A 20,244-nucleotide genomic window follows, 5' to 3' on the forward strand; every position below is an offset into this window, starting at 1 on the left:
GATGGCGCGGTCGTCGAGAACCCCGGTCAGGTCAGTGAGGAATTTCTCGCTGTCACCCGCCAGCGTGTCGCCGCGCGTCTGCAGCAGGCCGGAGATCGCTTCGCCGGCGGCGGAGATGCGCTCGATCAGGTTGCGGCTGCGGTCGTCGAGATCGGCCGTGCGCAGTTCGATCAGTCGGGCAACCTCGTCGCCGCTCTCGCTCAGACGGCTGGTCGCGTCGTCGGCGCTCTTGGTGATACGCGCGATCAGGCTGTCGCTGTCCTTGGCCAGGCTCTCGCGTGCATTGCGGGTGTGCTCGTCCACCAGGCTGACGAACTCGTCGCTGCGCCGGGTGTAGTCGCGGGCGAGGGCGTCGCCGCGCTCGTCGAGCAGCGTGGTGAAGCGGCGGGAGGCGTCCTCGATTCGCGACAGGATATGGTCGGAAGCGCCGTCGACATCCTCGACCAGGCGCTGATGCGAACCGACGACGGCCGAGCGCAGGCGCTCGGCGTGGGAGAGCATCGCGTCGCGCTCGGCGCCGAGATCGTTGACGAGGCCGCGGATCTTGGCCTCGTTGTCGGCATAGGCGCGCTCCAGCGAGCTCACCTCGTTGTGGACGACATTCTCCAGTTCGGCGGTGCGCGCCAGGGCGCGTTCGACGCCTTCGCCGAGGGCGGCGACCTCGCGCCGCACGGCCTGGCCGACGCTCATGACGCGCTCGGTGGCGATGGATTCCGGCTCGGCCAGTCGCAGGGCGACTTCCGCCATGGACCGGCTCATCAGGCGCATGTCCGCCGACCGGCGGACCATCACGGCGAAAGCCATGATCAGCAGCACCGGAATAACCAGCACGGCGGCCATGACCGCCAGTTCCGACTGGCGGAACGGGTCGGCAATGCCATCCGACAGGGTCGCGATGTCCGAGCCGTAGAGGTCGTAGCTGATATAGCCGACGATGCCGACCCAGGCGGCCGAGACGGCGGCGCCGATCCAGATCGGCAGCATCGACGCGCGACGGCTGAGAAGGGCGTCGGCCATCACCGAGGTGCGGCGCTCCTCGTCGTTGGCCGCGGGCTGGGAATAGGCGCGGGGCGCTTCGCTCGGCTCGGGGCGGCGCTCGGCGGTGTCGGGGCGCGGCGCGGCCTGCGCGGCCGGACGTTCGCGCGCCGGAGCGGCGGCCGGGCTTGGCTGCGGCGCTGCCTTCTGGCGCGGCAGGTCGGCGGCAGGCTGGCGGGCCGGGCGCGATGCGGCCGGCGGTGCCTGGCGGGGCGTCGGGGCAGGGCTGCGCCGGGGCGCCGGGCGGGCCGTATGCGGCTCGTACTCGGTCTCGGTGCGCGGAGCCTGCTCCTCGGTCGGCGTGTCGAACGCGACGAAATCGGCCAGCGAGGCGCGGCGAACACCCGTCGCGGGCCTGGCCTCGGCGCTCTCGGTCCTCAGCTCGCCCGCGGTCTCGCTGATCTGCCGTTCGAAATCATCGAAGGAGAACTCGACATCGGTGCGGTCGGCGGCGGAGGGTTGGTCGAGCTGTCCCGAAGCGACTGTCGCGCCATCGTCGGAACCGGCCTCGAAATCCTCACGCAGGGCTTCCTCGATCTCGTTGACCGTATCGTCTGAAAGCTGGTCGATGGATTTGGTCTGGGACATTTCCGTCGCGCCTCAATACTCGTTACTCTGGACCCGCTCGGCATATGGGCCACCGAAGCGGCGACAGGTTTTCAGGCCTCGCCGAATTCGGACGCAGTCAACCGTCAACACCCGGCCAGAGGCCATCGGACAGTTTCGCACGATTGATGCTAGTTAGCGACCGCGTCGAAAGAAACCGTAAAAGGGCCCGATCCCTACAAGTTTAAACATAAGGTTAACGATAAACCGAAATTCGCGCCGGGCCCGCTGGAGTCCAATTCTAGGCCGACATGGCACATCTGCAACGCTTTGGGGCAGGTTCCGGTCAGCGCGCTTAACGCTTCCTCCATTCCGGCGGCGGATGATCGAAGCTGCGTCCAGGACGGAGCTCTATATATGAGCTCCGGACCGCATCGCTCGATTGTTCGGATGGTCCCATGGTCTCGCTTGCGCATTCACTTCCCGACGATGCCTTCACCCCGGCAGGCGAGGGCGCACTGCGCTCCCCCTCCGGTCAGCGGCCCATCGACCTGGTGCATCTCGCCCGGCAAACGGCCGGCGATCGTAGCCTGGAGCGGGAGGTGCTCGGGCTGTTCGTGCGGCACCTGCAACTGGTCGGTGTCCGGCTGGAGACCGCTGGCGGGCTGGAGCTGCGGCAGATCGCCCATACGCTGAAGGGGGCGTGCCGCAATGTCGGAGCGTTTCCGCTGGCGGACGCCGCCGAGGCGAGCGAGCGATCGGGCTTTGACGCGGCCAGTCTGGCGGCGCTTCGGGCTGAAGTGGACGAGACGCTCGGCTTCGTCACGGGCCTCGCCCGATAAGTCGCCGGCGTCCGGCCGAGCCGCGCAGCGGCACCGCAACCGGTTGACTTCCGACCCGTGCGAACTCTAACCAAGCGCGACCATCAGCGGCGGCGCAGGCCATGCCCGTTTGGCCCTTGCCACGACGCGCCCGCCGCCGACCCGACCCCGCAAGCCGAAAGCCTCATTCATGCCCAAGCTCGTTTTCCTCACCCCGGAGGGTGAACGCTTCGAGATCGATGCGCCGAACGGCACCACCGCCATGGAGAACGCGGTCAAGCACGACGTGCCCGGCATCGAGGCCGAATGCGGCGGTGCCTGCGCCTGTGCCACCTGCCATGTCTATGTCGACGAGGCCTGGACGGCGAAGACCGGCGAGCCGGAGCCGATGGAGGAGGACATGCTGGACTTCGCCTACGAACCCCAGCCGAATTCCCGTCTCTCCTGCCAGATCAAGATGCGCGACGATCTGGACGGTCTCGTCCTGACGGTCCCGGCGCAGCAGGCCTGATCACGATTCTTGCGGCATTGCGGCCGGCGCGCCAGACGCGGCCGCACGTCCAGACTCGATAAGAGGGCTTGCGGCTTCGTGGTCGCGGGCACCCTCGGTGACCGCCTGTCCAAACCCGGTTGAGCCGGTCCGGCGTGCGGTCAGCGCCGGTAGTCCGATACGGCCCGGCTGAGTGCCCGGCGCAGGCGGAAATTGACCTCGCGTCCCTCGATGGTGTCGAACTCGACCTGGGCCCGCTCGTGGCCGGCGAGATAGCGCTGGGTCACCTGGTTGACCAAAGCTTCCATCCGGGCGCAGCTCGGCTCGGGCCGCAAATTGCGCAGCGCCATTTCCATGCGTTTCAGCCAGCTCTTGGCGATGTCCGCATGATGCTTTTCATGGCGCTCGATATCTGATTCCAGCGTTCGCCAGATCAGGATCGTCTCCGGCGCGACCCCGCGGGGCGGCGCCCATTTCGGCAGAAGCATGTTGAGCGTCAGCTTCACATTGGCCATGTCGACGGCGCAGCCTTCCGCGACGCGCTTGTAGGTGACGTGCCCGTCGAACTTCACCTCCGTCGCGCCGGGATGGCGTAGCCCGGTTTCGGCGACGAAGGGGCCGCGGCGATTGAGATCGCGATCGAGCTCCGCCAGCGTCGTGCCGCGGATGGCGAAGTAGCGCGTCGTCTCGTCCAGCGTCTCGGCTGTTGCCGACGCGCCCGCAAGGACGGCGAGGCCGGCCAGCAGCAAGATTGCCCTACGCGTCATCTCTTCCTCACCATGTCGATGGTCGCCGTCCGTCCACGCTAACCGTTTGGCGCGGCGACACAAGTCTCTTGCCTGCGGGAGGCGCCGCGGCGGAAGCACGCCCGTCGTTCCGTCCGGGAGGTTGACAATCTAGAACAAACGAGAACATATGAGGAACACAGAACATAGGAGGAACATCATGCTCGATATCGCCAAGGACCTGTTGTCGCTCGCCGTCGTCTCCGGTTTCGTGTGCAGCCTCAGCCTTCTCGTTCATGTGGTGTAGCCGCCGCTTTCCTGTGCACCGTTGCGGGACGGCGGTTCCCTCCGGCGGCCACTCGGCCTAGTCGTTGGGGTGCCTTGACGGGTGATGGCCGATGGCCAGCGCCAAGAGGCGGAGCTGGCCGTGGTCGATGGCCGGTTCGGGAATGATGGAGCAGCAGCATGGCGTCGGATACCAAACCCAAATTCGTCCATCTGCGGGTCCACAGCGCCTTTTCCCTGCTCGAAGGCGCGCTGAAGCTCGACCAGATCATCAAGTTCGCAAAGGGCGACGACGCGCCGGCGATCGGCATCTGCGACACCAACAATCTGTTCGGCGCTCTGGAGTTTTCCGAGAAGGCGTCCAAGGCCGGCATCCAGCCGATCACCGGCTGCCAGATCGACGTCGAGTTCTCCGATTGCGAGGAGAGCCGGGGCGGGCGCCGCGAACGTAGCCTGTCCTCGATCGCGCCGCTGGTGCTGATCGCGGCGACGGAAGCGGGCTACGCCAATCTCGTGGAGATCGTCTCGCTCGCCTATCTCGGGCATGCCGACAATCCGCGCCCGCATGTGCTGTTCGATTGGCTGGAGACGCGGTCCGAGGGAATCATCGCCCTGACCGGCGGCCCGCTCGGTCCGATCGGCTCGGCGATCGCGGCGGACCGGTACGATCTCGCCCGCAGCCGCATGGAGCGGATGGTGCCGGTCTTCGGCGACCGGCTCTATGTCGAGCTGCAACGCCACGAGGGGCGCAGCCGCAAGGTCGAGGCGGACACGCTGCAGCTCGCCTACGACATGGCGCTGCCGCTGGTGGCGACGAACGAACCCTTCTTCCTGAAGGCCGACGATTTCGAAGCCCATGACGCCCTGATCGCCGTCGCCAGCAACCGTCTGGTCAGCCAGGAGGACCGGCGTCGCCTGTCGCGCGACCACAGCCTGAAGTCCCAGAACGAGATGTCGGTGCTGTTCGCCGACCTGCCGGAAGCCCTGCACAACACGGTCGAGATCGCCCAGCGCTGCAGCTACCGGCCGCGGACCCGCGCGCCGATCCTGCCGCGCTTTGCCGGCGCCGATGCCGACGCGGCCGAAGCCGAGGCGGCCGAGGTCGCCGAATTGCGGCGCCAGGCCATCGAAGGGCTGGAGGCGCGGCTTGCCGCGCACGGGCTGGCACCCGGCGAGACCGCGGAAAGCTATCGCGAGCGGCTGGAATTCGAGCTGTCGATCATCGAGCGGATGAAGTTCCCGGGCTACTTCCTGATCGTTGCCGACTTCATCAAATGGGCCAAGGCGCAGGGCATTCCCGTCGGTCCCGGCCGTGGTTCGGGCGCAGGCTCGCTGGTCGCCTATGCGCTGACGGTCACCGACCTCGATCCCCTGCGCTTCTCGCTGCTGTTCGAGCGCTTCCTCAATCCCGAACGCGTGTCGATGCCCGACTTCGACATCGACTTCTGCCAGGACCGGCGCGAGGAAGTGATCCGCTACGTCCAGGAGAAATACGGGCGCGAGCAGGTCGGCCAGATCATCACCTTCGGAACGCTGCAGGCGCGCGCCGTGCTGCGCGACGTCGGCCGCGTGCTCGAAATGTCCTACGGCCAGGTCGACAAGCTCTGCAAGCTGGTGCCCCAGAACCCGGCCAATCCGGTGACGCTGGCGCAGGCACTGGTGGAAGAGCCGCGTCTCCAGGAGGCGCGCGAGAAGGAAGAGATCGTCGACCGGCTGATCTCGATCGCGCTGAAGCTCGAAGGGCTCTACCGCCACGCCTCGACCCATGCGGCGGGCATCGTGATCGGCGACCGGCCGCTGTCGCAGCTCGTGCCGATGTACCGCGATCCGCGCTCGGACATGCCTGTCACCCAGTTCAACATGAAATGGGTCGAACCGGCCGGTCTGGTGAAGTTCGACTTTCTCGGCCTGAAGACGCTGACGGTGCTGCAGAAGGCGGTCGAGCTGATCGCCCGCACCGGGCCGACCATCGATCTGTCGGCCATCCCGCTGGATGACGCCAGGACCTACGAGATGATGACCCGCGGCGAGACCGTGGGCGTGTTCCAGGTGGAATCGGTCGGCATGCGCAAGGCGCTGATCGGCATGCGCCCGGACCGGTTCGAGGACATCATCGCGCTGGTGGCGCTCTATCGGCCGGGCCCGATGGAGAACATCCCGACCTACAATGCGCGCAAGCACGGCGAGGAAGAGCCGGACTTCATCCACGACAAGATCGCGCCGATCCTGAAGGAGACCCAGGGCGTCATCATCTACCAGGAACAGGTGATGCAGATCGCCCAGGTCCTGTCGGGATACTCGCTCGGCGAAGCCGATCTCCTGCGCCGCGCCATGGGCAAGAAGATCCGCGCCGAGATGGACAAGCAGCGGGTCCGCTTCGTCGAGGGCGCGGTCGCCAACGGCCTCGACAAGGCCCAGTCGAATATGATCTTCGACCTTCTGGCGAAGTTCGCCGACTACGGCTTCAACAAGAGCCATGCGGCCGCCTATGCGCTGGTCGCCTACCAGACGGCCTATCTGAAGGCGAACCACCCGGTCGAGTTCCTCGCCGCGTCGATGACGCTGGATGCGGGCAATACGGAAAAGCTCAACGATTTCCGCATGGACGCCATGCGGCTGGGCATCAAGATCGTGCCGCCGTCGGTGCAGACCTCGTTCCGGCAGTTTGAGGTCGGCGAGAACAAGATCTTCTACGCGCTGGCCGCCATCAAGGGCGTTGGCGAGCAGGCGGTCGACCACATCGTGGCGACGCGCGGCGACGGCAGCTTCCAGTCGCTGGAGGATTTCTGCGCCCGCATCGACCCGAAGATCGTCAACAAGCGGACGCTCGAATTCCTCATCGCCGCCGGCGCGCTGGATTGTTTCGGCCACGAGCGGGCGCTGCTATGCGCCAATATCGACCTGATGGCGTCCTATGCCCTGCGGGTGCACGAGGGTCGCACGTCCGGCCAGCACGATATGTTCGGCGGGGCCGGCAGCGAGCCCGAGCCGCTGCATCTCAATCCCGCGCAGCTCTGGACCTCGTCGGAAAAGCTGCTGCGCGAATTCCAGGCGATCGGCTTCTATCTCTCGGCGCATCCGCTCGACGAGTACAAGACGACACTGAAGCGTCTGCGGGTGCAGACCCATGCGGAGGTGATCCATGCGGTCAAGCGCGGCGCCACCGCCGGCAAGCTGGCCGGCACGGTGACTTCGCGCCAGGAGCGCAAGACCCGCAGCGGCGGCAAGCTCGGCATCATCCAGTTGTCAGATCCGAGCGGCCAGTACGAGGTCGTCCTGTTCTCCGAAGCGCTCTATGCTTTTCGCGACCAGCTCGAGCCGGGCTCCTCAGTAATCGTCGGCGTGTCGGCCGAGGAGCGGCCGGAGGGGGTGTCGTTCCGGGTCCAGTCGGTGCAGTCGCTGGAGGACGAGGCCGTGCGCATGCAGAAGGCGCTGCGGGTGTTCATGCGGGACGCCAATCCGCTGCAGGCCTTCAAAAGCCAGTTGCGCGCCGACGGCGACAGCGAGATTTCGCTGGTGCTGGTCCGCGACGGCGGCGAGCGGGAGGTGGAGATCACGCTGCCGGGGCGCTACCGGGTCTCGCCGCAGATGGCGAGCGTGGTGAAGGCCGCGCCCGGCGTCCTCGACGTCGAGCTTCTGTAGACGAGGGCGCGGATACAGGCACCACCCGCCCCGGCGTTGGCGGCCGGAACTGGCGGGGGTGACGACGCGGATCACGATCGTCGGGGATCGCGACGGTCAATGCGCGCAGTGGCGCTTCGTTTCCGCGTGGTGGACGAAGCCGGGCGGACCGTTCAGGCGGCGGCGCCGAGAATCTCGTCGATGATGCCGCTCGCCTCCTGCCAGTTGGTCGCGGCGCGGGCACCGGCCGGCAGGGCCGGCAGATGCTGGCGGAAGACGTCGTTGGCCATGAGGTGGAGGAGATGGGTGTCGGGCGCGCTCTTGCGGACCGAGGCGAGATTGGGGGGCAGATCATCGACGAAGATGCTGGTGCCGCGCCAGCGCTCACGCAGTTCGGCGACGACGGCGCCCTTGGAGCGCTCGGTGGCGATCATCGGATAGGCGAGGCCCTCGCGATCGAGAAGGGCGCGGCGGACATCGTAATAGCTCGGCGTCATGGCCGTCAGGAACAGGATGTCGGTGCGGCGGGCCAACTGGCGCAGCGTGTCGGACACGCCGGCGACGGGACGCTGGCGGGTTTCCTGCTCTTCGTAGAGCCGGACGGTCAGCTGGTCGAGTTCGTGGCCGGTGAGCGCAGTCCCGGTCGAGATCGAACGTACATTGCCGGTCAGCTTGAAGCTCTCCGGGTGGAGGCGCGCGCCGTGTTCCTCCAGCAGGGCCCCGAAGGGCGCGATGAACTCCAGCACCACCTCGTCGATGTCGAGGATCAGCAGCGAATCGCTTCGCTGCTCGAGACTGGCGATGGCCGGGCCTGCGGTAACGAGGGGACGGCTCATTCGGTCGACTCGCCCGGACCGGCGAGCGCCTGCCGCGCGGCCACGACGCGGGCCGGATCGATCTCGGCATCCTCGGCGAAGGCGATCAGCGTCGGCTCGTGGCCGAGAATGAAGTCGAAGACGCCGAGCAGGAAGCCGGGCGAGGCGGCCACCTGGCGAATCGCACCGATCTCGATGCCGGTCAGGGCAAGGAACCGGTCGAAGAGCTTCGGGTCGGCGGCAAGGAAGGAGAGGGCCGTGACGGCGAGTGTTTCGGCCGCGGCCCGGTCCATTGCAGGCGCCCGCGCGCCGTTCCGCAACCATTTGTTATCGTTAAGAGATGGCAACCTGTCCATTCCCACTTCTTAAATCAAATCCGAGTAGAAGAGGCCATCGATAGCCGAAGCATGAGGGCTGGTCGAGGCAAGGAGTGCCGTCAATGGCGAAAACCGTGATGATCGTCGAGGACAACGAGCTGAACATGAAGCTCTTCCGCGACCTGGTCGAGGCGCACGGCTATCGGACGGTCCAGACCCGCAGCGGGCTGACCGCCACGGAGCTGGCCCGCGAACATCGACCCGACCTGATCCTGATGGACATCCAGCTGCCGGAGATTTCCGGGCTGGACGTGACCCGTCAGCTCAAGGAGGACCCCGAGCTGTTCCGCATCCCCGTGATCGCCGTCACCGCCTTTGCGATGAAGGGCGACGAGGAACGGATCCGGCAGGGGGGCTGCGAAGCCTATATTTCCAAGCCGATCTCCGTGACCAAGTTCATCGAGACGATCCGCTCGTTTCTCGGCGACGCCTGAGGAGTTGTCATGACCGCACGGATCCTGATCGTCGACGACCTCGAGATCAATCTCCGGGTCCTGGAAGCGCGCCTGACGGCCGAATATTACGACGTGGTGACCGCCACCAGCGGGGCCGCCGCGCTGGAGATCTGCCGCAACCAGAGCATCGACCTCGTTCTTCTCGATGTGATGATGCCCGAGATGGACGGTTTCGAGGTGTGCCGGCTGATGAAAAACGATCCGGAGATGATGCATCTTCCGATCGTGCTGATCACGGCGCTGGACCAGCCATCCGATCGTGTGGCGGGGCTGGAGGCCGGCGCCGACGATTTTCTGACCAAGCCGGTCCGTGACCTGCCGCTGTTTTCGCGCGTGCGCAGCCTGACGCGGCTGAAGCTGACCACCGACGAGCTGCGCCGGCGCGCCGAAACCGCGGCCAGCCTGGTGAGCCAGGACGATGCGGGCGGCGGCGTCTTTCCGTCATCGACGCGGCTGGCCCTGTTCGCCGACAGCGCCGACGAGGTACGTCGCCTGCAAAAGCATCTCAAGGGAATCGCAACCGTCGAGGTCACGGACGATGCGGCGGCCATGCTGGCAGCGGCCACCGCCGGCCAGGTGGACGTCATTCTCGTCGATCTGGCGGCCAGCGCCGGCGACCCGTTGCGGCTCGTCTCGCAGTTTCGATCCAATGCGGCGACCCGGCATTTGCCGGTCATCGGCATCGCGGCCGCCGGCGACGATGTTGGCGCGGCCAAGGCCCTGGAGCTCGGCGCCAACGACTATCTCCAGCGGCCGCTCGATCGCAACGAGCTGGTCGCGCGCATTCGCACGCAGCTGCGCCGCCGCCGCTACGACGATTGCCTGCGGCGCTCGGTTGAGGAAACCCTCGCCATGGCGCTGTCGGATCCGCTGACGGGCCTGCACAACCGGCGCTTCATGGAGACGCATCTGGACAAGGCGGTCGTGCGGGCGCGCGAGACCGGGATCAGCTTTTCCGTGCTGATGGCGGATATCGACCATTTCAAGCGCATCAACGATGGCTGGGGCCATGCGGCCGGAGACCTGGTGCTGAAGGATTTCGCCCGGCGGCTCAGCGGCTGCCTGCGGGCCAGCGATCTCGCCTGCCGGTTCGGTGGCGAGGAATTCGCCGTGCTGATGATCGGCGCCGACGAGACCACCGCGATGGCGGTGGCCGACCGCATTCGCCGGAGCGTGTGCGACATGCCGTTCCAGATCGCCGGCGAACTTCTCACGGTGACGGTCAGCGAAGGGCTCGCGGTCTTCGACGCGGCGCGGGACAATGCCGCCACCCTGATCGAGCGGGCCGACCAGGCGCTGTACGAAGCCAAGCGCGACGGGCGAAACCGGGTCGGGCTGGCGAAAGCCGCCTGAGTCAGGCCGGCGCAGCGCTTTGCGGCGAGGCCCGACGCTCCACGAAGAGCCGCGTACGCACGCGTCTTAACCATTGTTTAAAACTTCATGCGCGGTGAGCACGTGACATCGTTGCATTTGGCGAGGTTCTGCGCGAACCTGCCTTTACACCGAAGGTCAAGGGGTTAACCCGGCATCTTCGCAGTTACCCCATGGAATGCTCAGGTCCGCCGCATCTCCTGGGTCCCGTGGGGCGGTCGGTCGGTCAAGTGCAATGGCGGTTTCCTCGTACCGTCGCACGAAGACCGGCCGGCCACTTTGGTTTTGTGACCAGGGGCCGTCTCTCTTCATCTGAAAGATCTTACATCATGCGATGCGCGCGACCCGGTCGCGCGGGTCGATGATGTTCGCAGACTGTCTCGGCCTCAGGCGGCGATCTCGGTTTCGCCGATGATGATCCGGTCGCGGCCGAGCTGCTTGGCGCGGTAGAGCGAGGCGTCGGCGGCGGCGATGAGCGCGTCGGGCGTGACGGAGCGATCGCTGCGGCAGGCCGCGCCGATGCTCAGCGAGACCAAAGGGGGGCAGGCCGGGCAGGGATGCTCGATCGCTGCCCGCTTCAGGGCCGCGAGAATCCGCCGGGCGACCGCGAGGGCGATCTGCATATCGGCATGGGGCAGGATCACCGCGAATTCCTCGCCGCCGTACCGCGCCACGAGATCACATTCCTGCCGGGTCTCCGAGACGATGAGATCGGCGATGCGCCGCAGGCACTCGTCACCGCGCTGGTGGCCGAGGGCATCGTTGTAGGGCTTGAAGTGATCGATATCGATCATCAGCAGCGACAGATGCGCCGGGTGCTGCCATTCGGCGGCCAGCCGCTGGTCGAACATGCGGCGATTGGCGACGCCGGTGAGCCCATCCTGGCTGGCGAGGGTCTCGAGCGCCGTCTGGGCTTCCTTCTGGGAGGTGATGTCGCGCAGTGTTTCGACGACGGCGATCAGCGAGCCGCTGGGCGAATAGATCGGACCAGCGTCGATCGCCAGATAGCGGCGGGCACCGCATTGCGGCAGGACGCACCAGTTCTCCGCGGACAGCGCGCCATGCTGGTAGGTCTCGCTGCGATTGGCCAGATAGAGTTCGTCGACCAGATCGTCCTCGCCATTGAGGACCAGATCGGCGAGGCACGGGCGGGCGCTCTCGTAGAAGCCGCTCCAGTGCAGTTTGGTCCCGATCACCTCCGCGGCGCGCACGCCGGTCAGCCGCTCACAGGCGCGATTCCAGATCGTGACATGTCCGCTGGCATCCAGGACGAAGGTGGGAACAACCAGGTGTTCCATCAACTGGACGGCGAACCCTTGCTCGCGATACTCCAACATAATGATCTACACCGATTTTTCGTGCCCCTGAAACTTCCGTAAAGGGAAGATAGTGGCCCTTTCCTAACGACCGGTAACCAACTTGGTCGAATATAAAGATTCCTGACGAATTAATTGTTCTGCACAATACTTTTGCAATGCAGCAAGTCTGCGGCCTGCCACGTTGCAGGCGAAATGCTGCCCTGGTCTCGCCATCCGCTTGAATTTGAAGCAAATTTGAAAGAAACGCCGCCGATTTTCGTAGCTGTTCTCTTTGCCGGGCTGGAGATGGTTGCGTTTCCGCAACCCATTGACAGGGCAGGCGGTTCGCACGGGGAACTTGCGGGCGCGATCGTCGCTCCGTGTCAGTTGCGGGCCGGCGGCCGTCGCAGGATCTGGTCGAGGCTTTGCAGAAAGCGGGAGCGGTCGGCATTGGTAAAGGAGGCGTTGTAGCCCTTGCTCTCGCCGGTCTCGCGCAGATGCTGCTTGAAGGCGCGCATCGACAGCGCCGTGCCGATCGACTCGGGCGTGAATTCGCGGCCGGTCGGCCCGAGGGCGGCGGCGTTCTTCTCCAGAGCGCGCGCCGCAAGCGGAATGTCGGCGGTGACGACGACGTCGCCGGCCTCGATCGCCTCTACGATCCAGTCGTCCGCCGCGTCGGCGCCCTCGGGCACCGTCACGATCCGCGCGTCGGGATAGCGGGACGGGCGCATGCCGCCATTCGACACCAGCACGGCTTCGGCGCCGTAGCGCCCGGCGACCTCGATGGCTTCGTCCTTGACCGGACAGGCGTCGGCGTCGATCAGAACCTTGATCATCGGGCCAGGGATCCGCGGGAGGACATGGGCGCGGCGAGGCAGAGGCTCGGCCAGAGCTTCGAGGTAGCGAATATCGTCATGCGGATGCGCTTGCCATGGCGGCTTCCAGCCGGGCGATCTCGCGATCCAGCACATCGCGCCGGGCGCGCAGATTGTCGAGTCGGGCGGCCATGCCGTCCTCGTCGAGATCGACGGTATCGGGGACCTCGCCATAGCCGCCGAGCAGCCAGGCCGGGCTGACGCCGAGAATGCCGGACAGGGTAATCAGGCGGTTGGCCCGCGGCTCGGACCGGTCGCGCTCCCAGCCGCGCATGGTTTCCGGCTTCACGCCGAGACGCGCCGCGAGTTCGGCGGTGGTGATGCCCAGCGATTCGCGGCCGCGCTGAATGCGCCCGCCCATCGTGTCGCCATCCATCTGCATGATATCCGTCATCGGGCCCTTGCTTCCTTCCTGTCGCGGTTCGCACCCGGACCCGTCGCAGCGCTGCCGGCCGCAGGCGAGGTCCGCGGCGCGGACGGGGCATGCGGCTTGCAGTCGGACGGCCCAGAGGTCAAAACGGACGCGATTGCAGGATGCACGATCTGTTCCGGAGTAGCACCCCATCATGTTCAAGAAGATTCTGGTCGCCAATCGCGGTGAGATCGCCTGCCGGGTCATCAAGACGGCGAGGGCGATGAACATCGCCACCGTGGCGGTCTATTCCGATGCGGACCGCCGTGCCGTCCATGTGGGGATGGCCGACGAGGCCGTGCATGTGGGCCCGTCGCCTGCCGGCGAGAGCTATCTCGTCGCCGAGAAGATCCTGGAGGCCTGCCGCGCCACCGGCGCCGAAGCGGTGCATCCGGGCTACGGCTTCCTGTCGGAGCGAGCCAGCTTCTGCGAACTCCTCGAGGAGAACGGCATCGTCTTCATCGGCCCCAAGCCAAGGGCGATCCGGGCAATGGGCGACAAGATCGAATCTAAGCTCTTTGCCGAGAAGGCCGGCGTGAACATCGTCCCCGGCCATCTGGGGATCATCGAAGATCCGGCCGAGGCGGTGCGGATTGCCGGCGAGATCGGCTACCCGGTGATGATCAAGGCGTCTGCCGGCGGCGGCGGCAAGGGCATGCGGATTGCCTGGAACGATGCCGAATGCCGCGACGGCTTCGACCGGGCGCGATCGGAGGCGAGTTCCTCCTTCGGCGACGACCGGGTCTTCATCGAGAAGTTCATCGTCGATCCGCGCCATATCGAGATCCAGGTGCTGGCGGATTCGCACGGCAACGCGATCCATCTGGGTGAGCGGGAATGCTCGATCCAGCGGCGCAACCAGAAGGTCGTGGAGGAGGCGCCGTCGCCCTATCTCGACGCCGAGACGCGGCGCGCCATGGGCGAGCAGGCCGTCGCACTGGCCCAGGCCGTCGATTACCAGAGCGCCGGCACGGTGGAGTTCATCGTCGATGCCGAGCGCAATTTCTACTTCCTCGAAATGAACACCCGGCTGCAGGTCGAGCATCCCGTGACCGAACTCGTCACCGGCATCGACCTCGTCGAGCAGATGATCCGCGTTGCGGCGGGCGAGACGCTGCAGATCGCGCAGGACGCGGTGCGGCTGGAGGGCTGGGCCGTCGAAAGCCGGATCTACGCCGAAGACCCGTTTCGCGGGTTCCTGCCGTCGATCGGGCGTCTGGCCCGCTACCGGCCGCCGCAGGAGGGGGCGCTCGGCGACGCCACCGTGCGCAACGACACCGGCGTCACCGAGGGCTCGGAGATCGCCATGTTCTACGACCCGATGATCGCCAAGCTCTGTACCCACGCGGCGACGCGCGAGGCGGCGATCGACGCGATGAGCGTTGCGCTGTCGCGTTTCGAGATCGAGGGCATCGAACACAACATCCCGTTCCTTGCCGCGCTGATGGAGCATCCGCGCTGGCGCGAGGGCCGGCTGTCGACCGCCTTCATCGCCGAGGAATATCCCGACGGTTTCGCGCGGCCGACCCCTTCGGCGGAGACGCTTCGCCGGGCTGCGCTGGTGGCCACCACCATCGAAATGGCCCGCAAGGCCCGGCTCGACCGGCATATCGACCGTCTGCGGGTTCATTCCGGTGCGATCCAGCGTGACTGGGTCGCCAAGATCGATGGCGAATATCTGGCCGTGACCGTCGTGCCGGAGGCCGGCACCGCGGGTGGTCCGGTGCAGTATCGCATGAGCGTCGATGGCGCCGAATGCGTGCTCGCGACCGACTACGAGCCGGGCCAGTCGCCCTGGTTCGGGATGCTCGACGGTGAGGAACTGGCGGCGCAGGTACGCTCGCGCGAGAACGTGACGGCGATCTTCGTCGACGGCTTGTGGGTCGAGGCCAAGGTGCTGTCGCCGGCCATTGCCGAGCTCGACCGGCTGATGCCCGAGAAGACTCCGCCGGACACCTCGAAGATGCTGCTCTGCCCGATGCCGGGCCTCGTCGTCTCGATCGCCGTCTCGGAGGGGCAGGAGGTCAAGGCCGGCGAGACGCTGGCCGTCGTCGAGGCGATGAAGATGGAGAACATCCTGCGGGCCGAGCGCGACGCGACGGTGACCAAGCTGAACGCCAAGCCGGGCGATAGCCTCGCTGTCGACGCGGTCATCATGGAGTTCGAATAGGGCCGGTTTTCCGGCCGGATCCGCAAGCACTGACGAGGCGCCGATGAAATGCGTTCACGTGACCGTCGCCGGAAGGGTCCAGGGCGTCGGCTACCGCGCCTGGTGCCGGGACGAGGCGGTGCGGCGCGGCCTGTCCGGCTGGGTGCGCAACCGCGCGACAGGCGAGGTCGAGACCGTCATCGCCGGCGAGCCCGCGATCGTCGACGACATGCTGACGGCGCTCTGGACGGGGCCGTCCAGCGCGTCCGTGTCGGCGGTCGACGTGGCGGAGAGCGATGAGGCGCCGGAGGGGGAATTCGCCGTGCGCGCGACGGCGTAGGGCCGGGGCGTACGGACGTATTCTGGTGGTCCGGCGGGATGTCGTCGCTTGCTTGTATCCGTCGGTGCAACGGGACCGGTTTGGCATGGGTCCTCGGGTCAAGCCCGAGGATGACGACCTTGATATAGGGTTTGGCTAGTCGCGTACGCCGCGTTGGGTCGACTTCGAAGCGGCTGGGCCGTGTAGAAGGGGAGGCGCGCCGAAGGCAGGCTTATCCGTCTGCATGGCCACCAGGCTCGCGACACATGCGCGGGACAGGCACGGTGTCAGTGGAGGCTCGATCCTGTCCTCTACCGCGTCCGCTCCTACGCCCCTGTCACCAGCGGCCTGTGCGTGTAGCGATCCCAACCCCCACAGAGCGTCATCCTCGGGCTTGACCCGAGGACCCATGCCTCGACATCGCAACGCCTGTCCGGCGACGGTGTCCTGCACGCCAATCCGTTGACGACATGCCCCCAAAGGCCCACCCGCTCGGCAGTGAGCGGCGGAAACGCGCCCGACGCCTCGCCGCCTAGCGCTGCGCGTCTGCCGTATCCCCGAACACCGCTTCGAACTGCGCGCGCAGCATGGTGTCGACCTCGGGCATGGACACCAGGATACCGAGATCGGCGAGGCTGGTGATGCCGTGGCCGCGAATGCCGCAGGGCACGATGCCGGTGAAATGGCCGAGGTCGGGATCGACGTTCAGCGAGATGCCGTGGAAGGTCACCCAGCGGCGTACCCGGATGCCGATGGCAGCGATCTTGTCCTCGGCGACCGTGCCATCGGCGGCGCGAGGGCGCTCGGGCCGTTGCACCCAGACGCCGACGCGGTCCTCGCGGCGCTCGCCGCGGACCTGGAAGCCGTCGAGCGTGCCAATGATCCAGGCCTCCAGTGCGGCGACGAAGGCGCGGACGTCCTCGCGGCGGCGCTTCAGGTCGAGCAGCACATAGGCCACCCGCTGGCCGGGGCCGTGATAGGTGTATTCGCCGCCGCGTCCGGCCTTGAACACGGGAAACCGCCGGGCATCGACGAGATCGTCGTCCCGGGCGCCGGTGCCGGCCGTATAGAGCGGCGGATGCTCGACCAGGAGCACGGTCTCGGGCGCCGTGCCGGCGGCGATCTCGGCCACCCGGCGTTCCATCATCTGCAGCGCGTCCGAATAGGGCAGTAGACCGTCGACGACGCGCCATTCGACCGGGCCCGACCCCGCCCTGGCGGCAAATCGTTCGGTGACGGTGGCAAGGCGAGGGATCGCCGGCGGGGCTTCGGAAGACGTCGTCATGGCTGCTATGTAGCGGCTCGGGGAGGGCGCGAAAAGCAGGCCCGGCGCGGCGGCGTGCGATGATCCGACAAATGCCGGCGTCGCGATAGGAAAAGCCCTTGTGCGGTTCCGCGACTCTTGTTACATGCCCGCCACCGACGGCATTACCGGCCCTCGGTTACACGGCGTGCGGTCGTGGCGGAATTGGTAGACGCGCAGCGTTGAGGTCGCTGTGGGGCAACCCGTGGAAGTTCGAGTCTTCTCGACCGCACCAGCCTTCTTTCGACAATCGGACAGTCATGCGGCCTTGCCGCCCCGGTCTGCGGCACCCTCGGTCGCGACCTGACGACTGGCTTCGATTGCGACATTCGTCGGAATGCCTGCCGCTGGCGGCTTCCGGATGACGGACATTTCCTCTAGACGCGTCTCGACCGTCCCTGCCGACGGGTTTCTCTGGTAACCCCAAGAATCGGAGGGTGCATGGCTGACACACAGCTTACAAGCGATGTGCCCGAGGCCGAAGCTCTGTCGGGCATCTACGACGAGGGCGGCTTCGTCGACGGCGCGTTTCTCGAGCGCATCGAAGCGGCGATCGACGGCGAGAACCCCGCCTATCTGCGCGAGGAAGTCGGCCGGCTGCACGAATCCGAGCTCGGCGACCTTCTCGAAGCGCTCGACAACGACGCCCGGCAGTCGCTCGTCCGGCTCATGGGCGACGAGTTCGACTACACTGCGCTGACCGAGGTGGACGAAGCGATCCGCCTGTCCATCGTCGACGCGATGCCCAACGCGCAGGTGGCCGAGGCGCTGCGCGAGCTGGATTCCGACGACGCCGTCTACATCCTGGAGGATCTGGACGAGGAGGACCGCAAGGAAATCCTCGACCGGTTGCCGTTTCGCGAACGCATCCGGCTGCGGCGCTCGCTCGAATATCCCGAGGAATCGGCCGGCCGGCGCATGCAGACGGAATTCGTCGCGGTGCCGCCGTTCTGGACCGTCGGCCAGACCATCGACTACATGCGCGACGAGGAGGAGCTTCCCGAATCCTTCGCGCAGATCTTCGTCATCGATCCCAGCTTCAAGCTGCAGGGCGCCGTCGATCTCGACCGCATCCTGCGCGCCAAGCGGCCGGAGAAGATCGAAGACATCATGCACGAGACGCGGCATGCGATCCCGGCCGAGATGGACCAGGAAGAAGCCGCCCAAATCATCGAGCAGTACGATCTTCTGTCGGCCGCGGTCGTCGACGAGAACGAGCGTCTCGTCGGCATCCTGACCATCGACGACGTCATCGATATCCTGCAGCAGGAAGCCGACGAGGACATCAAGCGTCTCGGCGGTGTCGGCGACGAAGAGATTTCCGATACGGTGCTGACGGCGGCGCGGTCGCGCTTTTCCTGGCTGCTGATCAACCTGGCGACGGCAATCCTGGCGTCCTGCGTCATCGGCCTGTTCGACGCCACGATCGAGCAGATGGTGGCCTTGGCGATCCTGATGCCCATCGTCGCCTCGATGGGCGGCAATGCCGGCACCCAGACCATGACGGTTGCGGTGCGTGCGCTCGCGGCCCGCGACATCGACCTCTATAATGCCGGCCGGATCATCCGACGCGAGGCGTTGGTGGGGCTCCTCAACGGTGTGCTCTTCGCCCTAATCATCGGGCTCGTCGCCGCCGTCTGGTTCGAAAGCGCCGGGCTCGGCGGGGTGATCGCGGTCGCCATGGTGGTCAACATGATGGCCGCAGCGCTCGCCGGCATCCTGATTCCGCTGATTCTCGACCGGTTCGGCGCCGATCCGGCGATCGCGTCGGGTACCTTCGTGACCACCGTCACAGACGTGGTGGGATTTTTCGCCTTTCTTGGGCTGGCCGCCTTCTGGTTCGGCCTCGGCTGACGTCAGAGATGCCCCCGGTCAGGTAACCATGGGGCAGTTCCCGGATTGACTTTTACGTAAATCTGGCGGCATGCATCACCCTGAGGGCGCCGACCGAGGGATACGGAACGTCGAATGCGAGACTATTACACGATCACGGAGCTCACCCGTGAGTTCGGCATCTCGACGCGGACGATCCGCTTCTACGAGGACGAGGGGCTGCTGGCGCCGATCCGCCGGGGGCGCACCCGGCTCTTCCGGCATTCCGACCGCCAGCTCCTGAAGAACATCCTGCGCGGCAAGCGCCTCGGTTTCTCCATCGCGGAAATCCGCGAGATCATGAGCATGTACAAGAGCCCGCCCGGCGAGGCCGGCCAGCTCAAGGCGATCATCGGGCGGGTCAGCGACAAGCGGCGCGAGCTCGAGCAGAAACGCCGCGACATCGAGGACCTGCTGCGCGAACTCGACGCTGCCGAGGAAGCCTGCCTGACCCGCATGGCCGAGCTGGGCGTCGGCCAGAGCGTGCGGACCGGCTGACGGTACCTCCGGTCACTCCGACCGGAACGAACACTCGCGGGTCACGTCGCGGATGGCCGACATCTGCGTCTCGCTCGGATCGCCGCCCATCAACACATCGAACAGGTCCCGCCGCTGCAACTCGCGTTCGGCGCAGCCGCAATAGCGTTCGCAGAACGCCGCGTCGCGCTCGGCGATGCAGGAGCGCTGGCAGTCGGCCCGGAAGACCGCGGTGCGATCGGCCGGTGCGATCTGGGCGAAGACGAAGACCAGCCCGAACAGGATCGGCTGGTGCAAGAGGTAGAACAGCAGCGAATGGCGGCCGATCGCGGCCAGCGGCGAAAACGACTTCAGACCCGCATTCCACGTGCGCATGCGCGCAACCCAGCCAGTGTCGACGGTAAGCCGAGCGACCGCGATCCCGGCGAGGACCGCCCCGAAGAACGGAAACAGCGGCACGAAGTCGTTGGAGAGCGGTGGGGTCTGGAACAGGCCGATCCAGTTGAGCCATTTCGGATCGAGCAGCGGCGTTGCGACGAAGCCGGGCAGGGCGACCACCGCGATGGCCAGCGCCGCCGTCACGAACCAGGGCAGCCGCAGGAAGAGAAGACCCAGCACGCTGGCGACCGCGATGTGATGCAGGATGCCGAAATAGACGAAGCTGTTGGGCGTGGCGAAGTGCGTCGCGACGGTGATGGCGAGCGCGCCGGCCACGACCTGCAGCAGGCGCTTGCCGAAGGGCTGCCAGCGAATGCCGCGGCCATTGGCCAGCACAAGGCTCACACCGACCAGGAACAGAAAGGACGACGCGATGGCGCGCGCGAAGATGCGCCAGCCGCCGTGGCCCGTCAGCCCGCGCTCGACATAGTTGAAGAACTCCAGATCCCAGGTGAAGTGGTAGATCACCATCGCGAACAGCGCGACGGCGCGCGCGATGTCGATGATGTCGATGCGCCCGCGGCTGACAAGCGGGTTGTCTATCTGGCTCACGCACATTC

At 66.5% G+C, this 20,244-nt stretch carries 17 protein-coding genes, 1 tRNA gene and 1 pseudogene; 10 read left to right on the top strand and 9 right to left on the bottom strand.

Going from position 1 to position 20,244, the window contains the following annotated elements; all coding sequences use genetic code 11:
- Nucleotides 1-1,623: pseudogene (locus N7I30_RS14580) on the bottom strand (hypothetical protein); the annotation flags it as partial.
- Nucleotides 1,624-2,039: 416 nt separating this feature from the next.
- Between N7I30_RS14580 and N7I30_RS14585 the strand changes: the two are divergent.
- A complete protein-coding gene (locus N7I30_RS14585) occupies nucleotides 2,040-2,423 on the top strand; it encodes an Hpt domain-containing protein (protein WP_188076838.1) in 384 nt (127 codons plus the stop codon).
- A 169-nt stretch (nucleotides 2,424-2,592) separates the two neighbouring features.
- Nucleotides 2,593-2,913: a 2Fe-2S iron-sulfur cluster-binding protein gene (locus N7I30_RS14590; protein ID WP_009209451.1), complete on the top strand. Its 321-nt coding sequence runs from the start codon at nucleotides 2,593-2,595 to the stop codon at nucleotides 2,911-2,913.
- A 140-nt stretch (nucleotides 2,914-3,053) separates the two neighbouring features.
- Here the strand turns inward: N7I30_RS14590 and N7I30_RS14595 are convergent, their stop codons facing one another.
- A complete protein-coding gene (locus tag N7I30_RS14595) occupies nucleotides 3,054-3,659 on the bottom strand; it encodes a DUF922 domain-containing Zn-dependent protease (protein WP_024350571.1) in 606 nt (201 codons plus the stop codon).
- A gap of 423 nt (nucleotides 3,660-4,082) precedes the next feature.
- On the opposite strand from N7I30_RS14595, the gene dnaE reads away from it, so the two are divergent.
- On the top strand, nucleotides 4,083-7,544 hold the full coding sequence (gene dnaE / locus N7I30_RS14600) for a DNA polymerase III subunit alpha (protein ID WP_498639817.1): 3,462 nt from the start codon (nucleotides 4,083-4,085) through the stop codon (nucleotides 7,542-7,544).
- A gap of 152 nt (nucleotides 7,545-7,696) precedes the next feature.
- On the opposite strand, the gene N7I30_RS14605 is transcribed toward dnaE, so the two are convergent.
- Together N7I30_RS14605 and N7I30_RS14610 are read right to left on the bottom strand one after the other, a co-directional pair.
- Nucleotides 7,697-8,359 (bottom strand): hypothetical protein, encoded by a 663-nt coding sequence (locus tag N7I30_RS14605; RefSeq protein ID WP_498639819.1) that lies wholly within the window; start codon nucleotides 8,357-8,359, stop codon nucleotides 7,697-7,699.
- The gene (locus N7I30_RS14610) at nucleotides 8,356-8,631 is read right to left on the bottom strand and encodes a DUF3572 domain-containing protein (RefSeq protein ID WP_498639821.1); all 276 of its coding nucleotides are present in this window, start codon (nucleotides 8,629-8,631) and stop codon (nucleotides 8,356-8,358) included. Before N7I30_RS14610 ends, N7I30_RS14605 begins: the two co-directional genes overlap by 4 nt.
- A gap of 146 nt (nucleotides 8,632-8,777) precedes the next feature.
- Between N7I30_RS14610 and N7I30_RS14615 the strand changes: the two genes are divergently transcribed.
- The gene (locus N7I30_RS14615) at nucleotides 8,778-9,149 is read left to right on the top strand and encodes a response regulator (RefSeq protein ID WP_024350574.1); all 372 of its coding nucleotides are present in this window, start codon (nucleotides 8,778-8,780) and stop codon (nucleotides 9,147-9,149) included.
- A gap of 9 nt (nucleotides 9,150-9,158) precedes the next feature.
- Entirely contained in the window at nucleotides 9,159-10,523 is a 1,365-nt protein-coding gene (locus N7I30_RS14620; RefSeq protein ID WP_187391810.1) for a PleD family two-component system response regulator, read from the top strand.
- 404 nt (nucleotides 10,524-10,927) lie between these two features.
- Here N7I30_RS14620 and N7I30_RS14625 read toward each other — a convergent pair whose 3' ends face one another.
- The 3 genes from N7I30_RS14625 to N7I30_RS14635 form a co-directional block, all read right to left on the bottom strand.
- Nucleotides 10,928-11,839, bottom strand: a complete 912-nt coding sequence (locus N7I30_RS14625; RefSeq protein ID WP_246716174.1) for a sensor domain-containing diguanylate cyclase — start codon at nucleotides 11,837-11,839, stop codon at nucleotides 10,928-10,930.
- A 383-nt stretch (nucleotides 11,840-12,222) separates the two neighbouring features.
- Nucleotides 12,223-12,687: a YaiI/YqxD family protein gene (locus tag N7I30_RS14630; RefSeq protein ID WP_498639978.1), complete on the bottom strand. Its 465-nt coding sequence runs from the start codon at nucleotides 12,685-12,687 to the stop codon at nucleotides 12,223-12,225.
- Between the two features lie 64 nt (nucleotides 12,688-12,751).
- Complete coding sequence (locus N7I30_RS14635; RefSeq protein WP_187391807.1) at nucleotides 12,752-13,108, bottom strand: helix-turn-helix domain-containing protein; 357 nt, start codon at nucleotides 13,106-13,108, stop codon at nucleotides 12,752-12,754.
- 172 nt (nucleotides 13,109-13,280) lie between these two features.
- Between N7I30_RS14635 and N7I30_RS14640 the strand changes: the two genes are divergently transcribed.
- Nucleotides 13,281-15,296 (top strand): acetyl-CoA carboxylase biotin carboxylase subunit, encoded by a 2,016-nt coding sequence (locus N7I30_RS14640; RefSeq protein WP_498639826.1) that lies wholly within the window; start codon nucleotides 13,281-13,283, stop codon nucleotides 15,294-15,296.
- Between the two features lie 43 nt (nucleotides 15,297-15,339).
- On the top strand, nucleotides 15,340-15,615 hold the full coding sequence (locus N7I30_RS14645) for an acylphosphatase (RefSeq protein WP_498639828.1): 276 nt from the start codon (nucleotides 15,340-15,342) through the stop codon (nucleotides 15,613-15,615).
- A gap of 511 nt (nucleotides 15,616-16,126) precedes the next feature.
- On the opposite strand, the gene lipB is transcribed toward N7I30_RS14645, so the two are convergent.
- A complete protein-coding gene (lipB, locus tag N7I30_RS14650; RefSeq protein WP_498639830.1) occupies nucleotides 16,127-16,879 on the bottom strand; it encodes a lipoyl(octanoyl) transferase LipB in 753 nt (250 codons plus the stop codon).
- A gap of 168 nt (nucleotides 16,880-17,047) precedes the next feature.
- Here lipB and N7I30_RS14655 point away from each other — a divergent pair.
- From N7I30_RS14655 to N7I30_RS14665, 3 genes are all read left to right on the top strand, one after another.
- Nucleotides 17,048-17,132 (top strand) — tRNA-Leu (locus N7I30_RS14655).
- Between the two features lie 206 nt (nucleotides 17,133-17,338).
- Nucleotides 17,339-18,751, top strand: coding sequence for a magnesium transporter (gene mgtE, locus N7I30_RS14660; RefSeq protein WP_024350582.1), 1,413 nt, complete (start codon nucleotides 17,339-17,341; stop codon nucleotides 18,749-18,751).
- A 114-nt stretch (nucleotides 18,752-18,865) separates the two neighbouring features.
- On the top strand, nucleotides 18,866-19,267 hold the full coding sequence (locus N7I30_RS14665) for a MerR family transcriptional regulator (RefSeq protein ID WP_009209463.1): 402 nt from the start codon (nucleotides 18,866-18,868) through the stop codon (nucleotides 19,265-19,267).
- Between the two features lie 12 nt (nucleotides 19,268-19,279).
- Here N7I30_RS14665 and N7I30_RS14670 read toward each other — a convergent pair whose 3' ends face one another.
- A complete protein-coding gene (locus N7I30_RS14670; RefSeq protein WP_498639833.1) occupies nucleotides 19,280-20,242 on the bottom strand; it encodes a heparan-alpha-glucosaminide N-acetyltransferase in 963 nt (320 codons plus the stop codon).
- Nucleotides 20,243-20,244: the final 2 nt, after the last annotated feature.

This window comes from Aurantimonas litoralis, assembly GCF_026153195.1.
Taxonomy (GTDB): domain Bacteria; phylum Pseudomonadota; class Alphaproteobacteria; order Rhizobiales; family Rhizobiaceae; genus Aurantimonas; species Aurantimonas coralicida.